This is a genomic window from Streptomyces sp. NPDC005803 (assembly GCF_040630435.1).
Lineage (GTDB): Bacteria > Actinomycetota > Actinomycetes > Streptomycetales > Streptomycetaceae > Streptomyces.
Map to the genome: position 1 here is coordinate 57,781 of NZ_JBEXXO010000037.1, position 12,900 is coordinate 70,680.

Here is a 12,900-nt window from a genome sequence, read left to right on the forward strand (position 1 = left end):
CAGGAGAAACCTCATGCGAATCGCCAATCTGTCCGGACGACTGACGCTGGTCCTGGGCGAGCGAGCCGTGGATGTCCACGATGCCAGCGGTCACCGCTTCCCGGCCGACCCGCAGGCGATCTACGAGCGGTGGGAGGAGTTCAGGACCTGGGCCGCGCAGGCCGACCTCGGCGACGCCGGCCGGCCCTACGACGCGGCCGACCTCGGCGCCCCGGCCCCGGCTCCGCGCCAGCTCCTCGCCATCGGACTGAACTACCGCGAGCACGTCGACGAGGCGGGGTACACCCAGCCCGAGGGCATGCCGCCGGTCTTCACCAAGTTCGTCAGCAGCATCACCGGCCCCCTCTCCGACGTGGTGCTGCCCGAGGGCGGCCACACCGACTGGGAGGTGGAGCTGGTCGCAGTCATCGGCAGGACGGCCCGCCGAGTGCGCGAGGCGGACGCCTGGGACCATGTCGCCGGCCTGACCGTCGGACAGGATCTGTCGGAGCGCGTCCTTCAGATGAGTGGCCCGGCTCCCCAGTTCGGTCTCGCCAAGTCCTACCCGGGCTTCTCACCCATGGGTCCGGTCCTGGTCACCCCGGACGACTTCGAGGACCCCGACGCGCTCGAACTCACCTGCAGCATCAACGGCGAACAGGTCCAGCGGGGTTCCACCCGGCAGCTCATCTTCTCCGTCCCGGCGCTCATAGCGCAGCTGTCGCAGGTGTTGACGCTCTTCCCCGGCGACGTCATCTACACGGGTACGCCCGCAGGTGTCGGCCTCGGCCGCACGCCTCAGCGCTGGCTGCGGCCCGGTGACGAACTCGTCAGCTCGATCCAGGGCATCGGCGAACTGCGCCAGCGGATGCTTCCGGCCTGAGCCCCCGGAGCGGGCGGGGGCGGCGCGCGGCCCACGCGCCGAAGCCGCTTCCCACGCTCAGCCGGGCGCGACGTCAAGGCAGCACCACGGGAACGATACGACCGGCCTGTAGCCCCTCAGAACGGGCTTCCCCGGGACCTGCCCGGTCCTCCCCGGGTCTGTCCCGGGGCTTTTCCGGTGGTGAGCGCGCCGCGGGTCCTCCCATCTGCCATCGAGATAACTGACATCTCGCACCATCGCGCTGGGTGAGGAAGGGGCGGCCTGGGGTGCTGGTTGCAGATGTGTGACGAAAGAAGGTGCACATGTCCAGCACAAGCAAGCACTCCGCCACCTCCCCGACGGCGAGCCCCGCTCGGGACGTACCCGGCTGGCTCATCGCGCTGCTGGCCGTGGCCAGCGGCCTGACGGTCGCCAACCTGTACTACGCCCAGCCCCTGTTGTCCTCGTTGAGTGACGTGTTCGGCGTCAGCACGGCGACGACCGGTTCCCTGATCACGCTCACCCAGGTCGGCTACGTCGTCGGCATGCTGTTCCTGGTGCCGCTCGGCGACCGGCTGGAGAAACGGAAGCTCGTCACCGTCCTGCTGTCGATCACCACCGTGGCGCTCGTGGTGGCCGGCCTCGCCCCGAACTTCCCCGTGCTCATCGCCGCCTCCATGATCAGCGGAGCGACCTCGGTGGTCGCCCAGATACTCGTGCCGTTCGCCGCGAGCCTCGCGCCCGACCACGCCCGGGGGCGCGTCGTGGGCCGCGTCATGAGCGGTCTGCTCACCGGCATCCTCCTCTCCCGCACCCTGAGCAGCCTGCTCTCCGACGTGACGAGCTGGCGGGTGGTCTTCCTCGGCTCCGCCGTCCTCATGGCCGTCCTCGCGGTAGCCCTGCGCGCCGCCCTGCCGCAGCACGCCCCCACCACCTCCGTCCCGTACCACCACGTACTGCACTCCACCTTCCAGCTCCTGCGCACGCATCCGGTGCTGCGGCGCCGAGGCCTGTACCAGGCGGCCATGTTCGCTGTCTTCAGCGCCTTCTGGACCACGGTCTCCTTCGTCCTGACCGGGCCCCGCTTCCACTACTCCGCAGTCGGGGTGGGCGTCTTCGCCCTCGTCGGCGCCGCGGGCGCCGCAGTGGCCCCGCTGGCCGGGCACTGGGCCGACCGCGGACTCGCGCGCCCCGCCACCGGCATCGCCCTCGTGGCCGCCGCCCTGGCCTTCGCCCTCGCGGGCTTCGGCGGACACAGCATCGTGCTGCTCGCCCTCGCCGCGATCCTCGTCGACGTGGCGGTCCAGACCACGCTGATCCTCGGTCAGCACACCATCTACGCCCTCGACCCCGGTGCCCGCTCCCGACTCAACAGCGTCTTCATCGCGATGTTCTTCGCCGGTGGCGCGATCGGATCCCAGCTCGGGACGGTCGTCTACGAAGCGGCCGGCTGGAGCGGAGTGACCGTGCTGGGTGGGGCCCTCCCGCTGATCGCGCTCGTCTACTGGGCCTTCGAACGCCGGCCGCGGCTGGGCGCCGCCGGCTGACCTGACCGAACGCGGCGGACGTCACTCGCTCAGCAGCCAGCCGAGGCTGGCCGGTCGTCGTCGCCGGATTGTCCTGAGGTGCACGGGTTCGCTCCGACCGCGCACACCTCGCCGCGCGACGCCGGATGCCTGACCCGCCGAGCGCGTGCAGTCCTTGGGCGGCGTCGCGGTGGGCGACCCCCGGCACGTCGCCGAGATCACGTCGGTCCCGCGGCCCCCGGACGGCGTCGAGGAGGTCCCGGCGATGCTCTCCCGTCTGCTGGAGGCCCACGAGACGATCCTCGTCGAGGCGCACGACGCCGCCGCCCGCGCCGACGAGATGGGCGACGACGGCACCAACGACCTGCTGGTCTCGCAGATCATCCGGACCGGCGAACTCCAGGTGTGGTTCCTCGCCGAGCATCTGGTCGACACCCCGCTGGTACGCGTCTGAGTGGACGCCGGACCGCCACGGCCACCTACGATGTCGCCCGGCCCGACAACGGCCGCCCCCGTCCGGCGGGGGAGTCCTCGATCAGGAGCGCATGATGGATCTGCGACAGATGGAGGTCGTCGTCGCGGTGGCCGAGGCGGGTACCTTCACAGCCGCGGCCCGGCGACTGCACGTCGTGCAGTCGGCCGTGTCCGGGACGGTCAAGTCCCTGGAGCGGGAACTCGGCACCCCGTTGTTCGACCGCACCACGCACAGAGTCGCCCTGACCCCGGCCGGCGAAGCGTTCGTCACCGCGGCCAGGGCTGCCCTGCACGCGGCGGAGGCGGTCGAGGAAGCAGTCAGCGCGGTCCGGGGACAGCTGCGGGGCCGCGTCACGGTCGGCACCATGCAGGGGGTGTGGGCAGGACTCCACCACGCCCTCGCAGGGCTGCGCGGTGAGCACCCGGGCGTGGTGGTCCAGCTGCGCCAGGCCGCGGTCTCCGACATCCGGCAGGCGCTGCGGGACGGATCGGTCGACCTGGCGGTCGTGGCGCTCGACCGCCAGCAGCAGCGTGGTCTGACCACCCGACTGCTGTCCCAGGAGGAGATGGTGGTGCTCGCGGCGCCCAGCCGCACCCTCTCCGGGACGACGCCTGACAGCGGAGTGGAACTCGACGACATCGCCCGTCTGCCGCTGGTGGACTTCTCGCCGGGCTGGGCCATCCGCTACGCGGTCGACCGTTCCTTCCGAGCCGCGGGCGTCGACCGTGCCACCACCTTCGAGGTGAACGACATCGTCGCGGCAGCCGAGCTGGTCCGCAACGACCTGGGCGTCTGCATCATGCCCCTGTCGATTGCCGACCGCTTCCCCGACCTGCGCCAGTACCCCATCAGCCGGCATGCGCCCCGGTGGAAGGTCATGGTGGTACGCCCGCCCGGGGAGCCGTCCCCCGCCGTCGCCGCTCTGCTGCGGCACCTCGCCTGACCGGACGTCCGCATACTAAATGTATTCGGGCGTTGCGACGACGCGGCGAGGTGCCGTAGCTGTCGTCGTGCGCCCGCCAGGGATTACGGGCCAGCCCTTAGGATGCGGCCATGGGCAAACCACTGCGGGCGGTGCTGGGAGAAGACCAGCCGATCATGCGCGAAGGCATCGCGGCCATCCTGCGCAAGGCGGGCATCGACGTGGTCGCGGCCGTCGACAACGCGGTGGACCTCGTGCACGCCGCGCAGGAGCACCTCCCCGATGTGGTGATCACCGACATCCGGATGCCGCCGAACCTGGAGGCGGACGGCCTGGAGGCCGCCCGGAAGATCCGCGCCGAGCGACCGGAGACCGCGGTCATCGTCCTGTCCCAGTTCCTGGACGCTTCCTACGCGCTCGACCTGGTCGGGGACGATCCGAGCGGAGTGGGCTACCTCCTCAAGGAGAAGGTGGCCAGCCCGCAGATCATCATCGACGCCGTCGAGCGGGTGGTGGCCCGGGACTCCGCGCTGGACCCGGACGTGATCTCGGCGCTTCTGGGGCGCAAACGGCCGCAGGATCCGCTGGCCGCGCTGACACCCAAGGAGCGGCAGGTGCTGGGGCTGATGGCCGAAGGTCACTCGAACACGGGGATATCCCAGCAGCTTTTCGTCAGCATCGCGGCTGTGGAGCGGCACGTGACCGGCATCTTCTTGAAGCTGGGGCTGAGCCAGACGGCGTCCGGGGACGGCCGGCACCGGCGCGTGCTGGCCGTGCTGCGTTACCTCGGGCAGTAGCGAACGAGCAGTGGCGGTGACGCCCCTGACCGCAGCGGACGTCAGGGCGCGGAGGGCGCGAACAGGCCCCGCAGATCAGCGTCGAACAGCTTGTCCTTGGGGACGAAGGACTCGATTCCCGCGCTCACCAGTTCCTCCCGCGACCACTGCAGGTCGTCGGTGGAGGTGAGCACCACCCGGGGCCGGTCGTCCTCCTCCGCCAGTTGCCGGGCCACGCTGAGACCGTCCAGGTCAGGCAGGTGGAGGTCGAGCAGCAGGCCGTGGGGGCGATGCGCCCGCACCGTGGTCAGGGCCGAGGCTCCGTCGCCGGACTCCGCCACGACACGCAGGCCCCGTGCCGTCAGCAGTGTGGTGGCGATGCGCCGGAACCCGGGGTCGTCGTCGACGACGACGATGTTGATGCACATCGACCCAGCATGCACAGCGCGGTGGCGCCCCGACCATAGGGGGATCCCTACGGTTTGTGTACCACCGCGCACAAATCCTCGTCGGCGCTGCCCACGAGCAGCAGATGTTCGCCGCTGATCCCCTTCAGGGCCATGGGCGTCAAGCGTCGGGGGGCAGGTGACGTACGACGGCAAAAGGATCACTTCCTGGAGCGGCATGACGCGAGGGGCGGCAGCCGGAGGGCTCGTGCCACGCCGGTCTCCGGCCGCATGGACCGGTGCGGGACGGCATGTCTCTTCTGCCGTGGCCATCCACCGCCACGCCCCGCGGGGCATGGTCCGGGCGGCGAGGGCGTGGGATCAGGCTGCCGCGGTGCCGACGCCGGCGCGGGGCCCCGCCGGGCGACGGTCCGCGCTCTGTGAGAGCGCCCCGGGAGCGGCCTCGTACCCCGTGGCCGTGCGGGTAGCCGCCTGCGCGGGAGAGTTCTGACGGGCCAGGCGCCGCCACTCGGCCGGGGACATGCCGTACGTCATCCGGAACACGCGGCTGAAGTGGGCGGCGCTGGTGAATCCCCATCGGCGGGCCACCGCGGAGATGGTCCGGCTCGATGTGGTCCGGCGGGCCAGTTCTCGGCGGCACTCATGGAGACGTCGGCGCTGGACCCACCGGCTGACCGTGGTGTCCTCGTGTTCGAAGAGCTTGTGCAAGTAGCGGACGGAGATGTGGTGGGCCTGGGCTATGGATTCGGGAGTCAGGTCCGGATCCGCGAGGTGCAGGTCGATGTGCTCCTGAATCCGGGGCAACAAATGCCGGGTGGCCTCCGGTATCTCGTCCGCTGCCTGGTGGAGCCGCTCGCCCGCCAGGACGGAGATGAGGTCGACGACATTGCGCACCAGCGTCTCACCGGTGCCCCAGGGCAGAGTGGGAGCCGTGTTCACCAATTGCGTCAGCAGCAGCGACAGCAGGGACCCCGACGGTGTGTCCGCCTGGATGGGTGTCGCCGTCAGCCGCCGCAGTTCGTCTTCCGTCAGACTCAGGAGCCACCGGGGGACGATGAGGAACTTCACGTGATGGGCGCGGGAGAGGTCGATGCACAGCGGGCGGGCCATGTCGCAGAAGGCGGTCGTTCCCGGACGCACGTGGATGTCTCCGTCACCTTGGTCGACGACGACGTGCCCCTCGGCCGGTGCCACGACCAGCAGGGACTCGTCGCGGTGGGAAGCAGCCGGCCGCGCGGGCCGGCGTATACGCATGGCGTTTCCCTGCATGGTGACGGCCTGCACCGGACCGAGCTGGGACAGCCTGAGGGTCCCCCGGCATTCGTCGGCGCGGATCGAGAGGTCGGCCGAGGGGAGCATGCGCGAGACGGCGTCGTGCCAGTAGGCCGGTCGCTGGTGGCCGGGCACCCCTTCCGTCGAGTACAGGGCGTCCACCAGGTCCTTCCTCTCTGCCGGTGCCGCGCCCCCCGCGACGTCCCCGGCTCCTTCGCCGCTCTGTCTTCGGGGGCCGTGCCAGGTCGAGGCAGAAGCATGGCCGTCATGAGTACCCGGCCTCGGAGCGTCGTTCGTCGCCGGCGGGAAGTGGGTCGCGCGGATCATGGCAGCCTCCAGTGATACGTGAGCCGTTGGGGCCGGGGCAGCACGGAGCGTCGTGGGCCGCTGTCGCAGCTGCGCCGGGCAGGGAGGGAGCGACCGGCTGCCCTCGTCCCTGGTCATCGGCTTTCGCAGGTGTGGTGTCTTCGGTTCTCACAGGATCTGTCATCACCGGGGCCGATGGCTGTAAAGGACACCTGAGATGCCGTTGAGGGTGGGCCTTACGGAGACTGTGGGGGAAACCCTAGGTTCGCAGCCGCCGACCTCCGGACGGGGCCGGTGCAGGTCTGCCGGTTCGACGGCTCCGCCGCAGGTCAGAAGGGTGACGCACGCTGCGGAGCGGGGCGGGCCCTAGAGACACGTAGGGATGCCTCGACGGTGAGGGAGCACAGGACGGATCCGGGAACACGGGTCTGCTCATGACCGCCTTCCCCTCTTCCTCCGGGGGCACATGCCGGACGTCGGCGGCTCCGTACGGGAGGCCGCCGGGACGGTCGAGGCGCTCGCCGCCGCGCGGCGGTACCCCGCGCCGTCCACGTCACCGAGGAAACGGAGCCCGGGCCGAGAGGGGCGGGGTTGGAGGAGGGATCAGTCCGGAATCGGGATCTGGATCCGGATCGTACTGCCGCTGCCGGCCGGTGAGTCGATCGCCAGCTTGCCGTCGAAGGCCGCCACTCGGTCCGCCAGACCGGTCATCCCGCTGCCTGCGTGGGCCATGTCCATGCCGCCGATCCCGTCGTCGGAGACGGTGATCCCCAGCATGTCGCCGAACTCGACGAGGACATCGATCCTGGACGCCCGGGCGTGCTTGACCGCGTTGGTGACGGCCTCGGCCACCACGAAGTACGCGTTCGACTCGACCGTCGTGGAGATCCTGCGCTCGTCCCTGCTCTCGACGACCGTGGCCACGGGGCACCGGGACGCCAGGTCCTTCACCGCCGGGACCAGGCCCTTCACCGTCAGCACGAGCGGGTAGATCCCCGAGGCGAGTTCCCTCAGCTCGTTGATCGCCGTCTGGGCGTTGTCGATCGACTGGTCCAACAGGTCGACGGCGGATGTCTCCGTGTCGGGGATCAGCTCCCGCGCCAGCCGCAGCCCGATCATCAGGCTCACCAGGCGCTGCTGTGCCCCGTCGTGGAGGTCCCGGGCGGTACGGCGGTGCACAGCCTCGGTGCTCTCCATGATGCGGCGGCGGCTGTTCTGGAGGGAGGACGCCATGTTGTTGAAGGACGCGCCCAGCGTTCCGATCTCCGCCACCCTGCTGGGTGGAACCCGCACGCACAGGTCACCGCCGGCCAGTTTCCGTGCCGCTGCCGCGGCCCCGCGCACGGGCCGTACCACCGCGCGGTGCTGGAGCACCGTGAAAACGGCCACGAGCGCCGTCGACGCCGCGAGCCCCAGGGCAGCGGCGAGTACGGCCTGTCGGCTGTTGGCTTCCGCTGCATCCTCGCGCTCTGCCAGCTGAATGCGCTCGTTCTTCACATAACGGTCGAATTCTGCCCGCAGTGCATCGACGCGGGCCTTTCCCTCGGACGTCTCCTTCAGATCGGCGGCGGCCGGGTCGCCGCGCCGGACCATCTCGACCAGCGGAGTCGAGTGGACGTCGAGGAAGGACCGCACGCCCCGCGCGATCCGCTGGGCGGCACGCTGTTGCGCCCGGGACGTGGTGTTCTCGGTGAACCGCCGGGTCTCCGCCGGCAGTGCGTCGCGCGCCGCCACCCACGGGGCGAGGAAGTCCTCGTGCTGGGTGATGACGTAACCACGCTGCCCCGTCTCCAGGTCGACGAGCAGCTGCTCCATGGTTCCGGCTTCGACGAGGGCGGACCGGGAGGCGCGTCTGGCCGATGTGGCGTTGTTCGAGTCGTCGATAGCCCATATGAGGACGGCGAAGCCGACGCCTATGAGCAAGGCGAGCAGGCCGCTTGCCGCGATCGTGAGGCTCGTCAGCCCCAGCAGTCGACCTCTGTGTTCCCGCCCTGCGTTCATACTCCGCCTGCCGATGGAAAGGATTGAGACACCAGAGTGTGCAACGCATCTGCGGACGAAAGAAAACATGTCCATATAGTGTCCGTGCAGGTCGCACTATTGGTAAGAATCAACCTCTTTTGCGGCAGATATCACCTTTGCCCGAGGTGTGGGGCCGCGCTCCGAGACATCTGCGGGGGAGCGCCGCCGTGCGCTGGAGCACCTGGCCGTGACCGGTTCGGGGCCGCGGCCAGATCAGGGAGCTGTGGAGCGCCGGTTGTACATCCGCCGCCACACCGGCACCGGGAAACCCGTCCACTACCGAGGCCACATGCCGGCACCGGTGCCGCTGACCGCTCCGGCACGCGTGACCCGTCGACGGCGCCGTTCGCCGACTGCGCTGGTTTCAACGGCGGCGCCGCCACGTCAACCTCGCTCCGGGCTCACGGGCGAGGAACGTTACGGAGGTTGGTGCGGGCGAGGTGGACCATGCGGCCGACTCCGCCGGTGAGGACGGTGCGGCCCGCGGACAGGGCGAAGCCGCTGACCTGTTCGGCGGTTGTCCTGGGCGGGATGGCGAGCGCGTCCGGATCGGTGACCACGTCGACAAGGGCCGGTCCGTCATGAGCGAACGCCTCGCGCAGAGCGCCGCGCACCTCCCCGGGAGTCTCCACCCGGATGCCGTGCGCACCGGCGGCGGTGGCGATGGCGGCGTAGTTCGTGTGCGGGTAGCCGGTGCCGTGCGGGGGCAGCCCGTCCACCATCATCTCCAGGTCGACCATGCCCAGGGAGGAGTTGTTGAAGACGACGACCTTCACGGGGAGGTCGTACTGGACCGCGGTGAGGAAGTCACCCATCAGCATGGAGAAGCCGCCGTCGCCCGAGAGGGACACCACCTGCCGTCCACGGTCGAGGAACTGGGCGCCGATCGCCTGGGGCAGGGCGTTCGCCATCGATCCGTGCACGAACGAGCCGAGTATGCGGCGACGACCGTTCGGGGTGAGGTAGCGGGCCGCCCAGACACAGCACATGCCGGTGTCCACAGTGAAGACCGCGTCGTCGGCGGCCTCCTCGTCCAGGACGGACGCCACGTACTCGGGGTGGATGGGGGTGAGTGACTCCACGTTGTGCGTGTAGGCGCCGACCGCCTTCTCCAGGGCGTGCGCGTGCTTGTGCAGCATCTGGTCGAGGAAGCGCCGCGACGTCTTCTCCCGCACGAGCGGGGTCAGCGACCTCAGCGTCTCGCGTACGTCTCCCCAGACACCGAGCTCCAACTGGGTGCGCCGCCCCAGCCGTTCGGGCTGGATGTCGATCTGCACCGTCTTCACGTTCCGCGGAAGGAAGTTGGAGTAGGGGAAGTCGGTGCCGAGAAGGATCAGCAGGTCGCATCCGTGCATCGCGTCGTAGGCGGCCCCGTAACCGAGCAAGCCGGACATACCGACGTCGAACGGGTTGTCGTACTGGATGTGCTCCTTGCCGCGGAGTGCGTGGCCCACCGGCGCCTTGATCTTCTCCGCGAAGGCCATCACCTCGGCGTGTGCCCCGGCCACACCCCGGCCGCAGAACAGCGTCACCTTTCCCGCGGCGTCCACCAACTCCCTCAGCCGCGCGAGTTCGTGGTCAGCGGGCCGGACGGAGGGCCGGTCCATCTGCACCGTCAGCTCGGCTCCGCCGTGAGGGGCGGCTTCTTCCGCGACGTCCCCGGACAGGGCCACTACCGACACCCCGCGCCGTCCCACCGCGTGCTGGATCGCCGTCTGCACCACGCGAGGCATCTGCCGGGGCGAGGAGATCAGCTCCGAGTAGTGACTGCACTCCGCGAACAGCCGGTCCGGGTGGGTCTCCTGGAAGTAACCCGTGCCTATTTCACCGCTGGGTATCTGCGCGGCCAGGGCGAGGACGGGCGCCATCGAGCGGTGGGCGTCGTACAGGCCGTTGATGAGGTGCAGGTTGCCCGGCCCGCACGAGCCGGCGCAGGCCGCAAGCCGCCCGGTGAGTTGTGCCTCGGCGCCGGCGGCGAATGCCGCGACTTCCTCGTGGCGGACCTGTACCCACTCCAGGGACCGATGCCGCCGGATGGCGTCCACCACGGGGTTCAGGCTGTCACCCACCACGCCGTACATGCGCTGTACGCCTGCCCGGGCCAGGAGATCGACATACTGCTCGGCAACACTTTGCTTGGTCACTGTCTGTCTCCTGCTGATCGGTCATGGGACGGATCAGCCTAATGAGCGGGCAAAGGGGGGCCTTTCCCCTCCGTGCACTTCTACGGGACTCAGAGCGCACCGGTCCCCGGGACCCGGAAAGCAACGGACACTTGTCCCCGATGGGAACGCCGACCCGCACGCCTCGGCTCCGCGCCCTTGATTCTTGCCTCCGCGTGCCTGGAAGTGTCATGACACTGCACAAAGTGGGATGTGCGGCTCGGAACAGGTTCTGCCGGGCTTTTACTGGGCTCGGAAAACCACGCTCCGGAAAGGTACAGACATGGCCACGTTGACGGTCTGGAAGTTCGACGCGCCGGAAAGCGCGCACCAGGTGGAACGGGCACTGCTCGACCTGCAGAAGCAGGAGCTGATCAAGGTGGTGGACGCCGCTACCGTCAGTTGGCCGGCAGAGGCCAAAAAGCCCAGGACGAAGCAGCTCACCGACCTGACAGGTGCGGGTGCTCTGTCAGGCTCCTTCTGGGGTCTGCTCTTCGGCCTGATCTTCCTCATGCCGCTCCTGGGCGCCGCCGTCGGAGCCGCCGCAGGCGCTCTGGGGGGCAAGTTGGCGGATGTGGGCATCGACGACGACTTCATCAAGGCGGTCACGTCCGAGGTCACGCCCGGCACCTCAGCGCTCTTCCTGCTGTCCGAGGGCGAGGTGGTGGACCGTGTGAAGGAGGCCATTCCCAAGGAGCACGCGGAGCTGATCCGGTCGAATCTCGACAGGGAGCAGGAGGCCGCCCTGCGGGCAGTGTTCGAAGGCTGAATCGCCGGCTGATCGGTCGGCCGGACGGATGTCGTCGCTTCGGCGGTGACGTTGTCCGCTCGTATGTGTCTGGCCGACTGGTGGTCCCTCATGAGAAAGCTCGGACGCACTGACCCCAGCTGCGACGTGCTCCTCATTTTCGCAAGTGCTCCACCAACGGTATGTCAAGAAAGAGCGCGGTAAGTGTCGCAGCACGGTTGCCGTGGAGAGGCCGTTCGGTGCAGAAAAGCGCTGAACGGCCCATTTTCATGAAGGCGGCCGAGGAAGTGGTGAGGGGTGATTCGGTTGAGTTCCCTCACGAGCAAGAAGTATGCATGCTGGGAAAGAAGACGCCGCGGATTGACCGTAAACTTCATCGTGCACTCGCTTCGACCGTCGTGAGAATCGAACCGAGACCGTGGCCCATTTCAGGATGAGGAAAGCGGATGAAGATCGAAAAAATATCCAGGAGGGATTCCCGTCGCCGTGCCTTTCTCGGCGCCGCGGCCCGTCCGGCCTCGTCGGTCCACGCGTCCTGCGGAGTTCGGGTGGGTGACATCTTGAGAGCGCCGAGTCGCAGGATGACTGCCTCGCATGCCGGAGCCTTCCCCTCGGTATCCGTCGACGGTCGCTCGGCCCACCGCGACGCCGGCGGAGATGGGCGTCACGGGTGCTCCACGCCGGCATCTGCCGACGTACGGAATTCTGCGTTCACCGCGGCCGAAGCCAGCCTGTTCCCGCGTTTCATGGGCGAATTCTCCGTGCGCTTCCTGGAGATGTCCGTCAGATTCATGGCTGAGGTACATCCGGGGGACATCCTCCATCCGATGCTCATCGTGACCGGTCTCCGGGTGCAGGAGGAGGCAAGCGTGGTGACCGCGCGGGCCACGATTCACAACCAGGACGGGGCGTTGGTCCTCTCCGGGCAGCACACATATCTCTTGCGACCTTGACGTCGCATCGTTTTCGCGTAGGCGGCATCGCGTCGCGTGTGGCGCGTGTTCAGAACCCTGGTACCGGCTCCGGCGAGCAAGGAGCAGCACCGGACGGGAGAATCATGAAAGCAGAAACCAAACCGCTTCTCCGCGCCTGGGAGTGGCAGGCCGAAGCGGCTTGCCGAGGCATGAAGAGCTCAGTCTTCTTCTCTCCACCGCGAGAACGAGGAAGCGCACGCAGGCGAAGGGAAGACGGTGCGCGCGCTGTTTGTGTTGCTTGCCCGGTGAAGTCGGACTGCCAGGCCTTCGCTGAGACGTTCCGTCAACAGTACGGCGTTTGGGGCGGTACCACCGAGCGGGAGCGCCGGGACCGGAACTAAGAAGTCATCTCATTTGGGTGACTCGGTATCCTGTGAGTCATGGTGGGGATCGTTGAGCGGCTGGTTCCGGACGAGTTGTGGGAGTTGTTCCAGCGGGTGGTGCCGGAGGCGCCGTCGCGGCCGCAGGG

Annotated in this window: 10 protein-coding genes and 1 pseudogene; 7 read left to right on the top strand and 4 right to left on the bottom strand. The window is 68.9% G+C overall.

Going from position 1 to position 12,900, the window contains the following annotated elements; translation table 11 throughout:
- Window positions 1-13: 13 nt before the first annotated feature.
- The 5 genes and pseudogenes from ABZ454_RS34985 to ABZ454_RS35005 all read left to right on the top strand — a co-directional run bounded on the left by ABZ454_RS34985 (window position 14) and on the right by ABZ454_RS35005 (window position 4,561).
- Window positions 14-862, top strand: coding sequence for a fumarylacetoacetate hydrolase family protein (locus tag ABZ454_RS34985; protein WP_356322797.1), 849 nt, complete (start codon window positions 14-16; stop codon window positions 860-862).
- 302 nt (window positions 863-1,164) lie between these two features.
- A complete protein-coding gene (locus ABZ454_RS34990) occupies window positions 1,165-2,388 on the top strand; it encodes an MFS transporter (RefSeq protein ID WP_356322798.1) in 1,224 nt (407 codons plus the stop codon).
- 136 nt (window positions 2,389-2,524) lie between these two features.
- Window positions 2,525-2,821: pseudogene (locus tag ABZ454_RS34995) on the top strand (ferritin-like domain-containing protein); the annotation flags it as partial.
- Window positions 2,822-2,915: 94 nt separating this feature from the next.
- A complete protein-coding gene (locus ABZ454_RS35000) occupies window positions 2,916-3,785 on the top strand; it encodes a LysR family transcriptional regulator (protein ID WP_359543556.1) in 870 nt (289 codons plus the stop codon).
- A gap of 110 nt (window positions 3,786-3,895) precedes the next feature.
- A complete protein-coding gene (locus tag ABZ454_RS35005) occupies window positions 3,896-4,561 on the top strand; it encodes a response regulator transcription factor (protein WP_356322801.1) in 666 nt (221 codons plus the stop codon).
- Between the two features lie 41 nt (window positions 4,562-4,602).
- On the opposite strand, the gene ABZ454_RS35010 is transcribed toward ABZ454_RS35005, so the two are convergent.
- The 4 genes from ABZ454_RS35010 to ABZ454_RS35025 form a co-directional block, all read right to left on the bottom strand.
- A complete protein-coding gene (locus ABZ454_RS35010; RefSeq protein WP_356322802.1) occupies window positions 4,603-4,968 on the bottom strand; it encodes a response regulator in 366 nt (121 codons plus the stop codon).
- Window positions 4,969-5,307: 339 nt separating this feature from the next.
- Entirely contained in the window at window positions 5,308-6,381 is a 1,074-nt protein-coding gene (locus tag ABZ454_RS35015) for a helix-turn-helix domain-containing protein (RefSeq protein ID WP_359543557.1), read from the bottom strand.
- Between the two features lie 747 nt (window positions 6,382-7,128).
- On the bottom strand, window positions 7,129-8,526 hold the full coding sequence (locus tag ABZ454_RS35020) for a CHASE3 domain-containing protein (RefSeq protein ID WP_359543558.1): 1,398 nt from the start codon (window positions 8,524-8,526) through the stop codon (window positions 7,129-7,131).
- A gap of 422 nt (window positions 8,527-8,948) precedes the next feature.
- Window positions 8,949-10,691, bottom strand: coding sequence for a pyruvate dehydrogenase (locus tag ABZ454_RS35025; RefSeq protein WP_356322805.1), 1,743 nt, complete (start codon window positions 10,689-10,691; stop codon window positions 8,949-8,951).
- Window positions 10,692-10,992: 301 nt separating this feature from the next.
- Here ABZ454_RS35025 and ABZ454_RS35030 point away from each other — a divergent pair, with 301 nt between their 5' ends.
- Window positions 10,993-11,478 (top strand): DUF1269 domain-containing protein, encoded by a 486-nt coding sequence (locus ABZ454_RS35030; RefSeq protein WP_359543559.1) that lies wholly within the window; start codon window positions 10,993-10,995, stop codon window positions 11,476-11,478.
- A gap of 1,036 nt (window positions 11,479-12,514) precedes the next feature.
- A complete protein-coding gene (locus ABZ454_RS35035; protein WP_359543560.1) occupies window positions 12,515-12,772 on the top strand; it encodes a WhiB family transcriptional regulator in 258 nt (85 codons plus the stop codon).
- The last annotated feature ends 128 nt before the right edge of the window (window positions 12,773-12,900 follow it).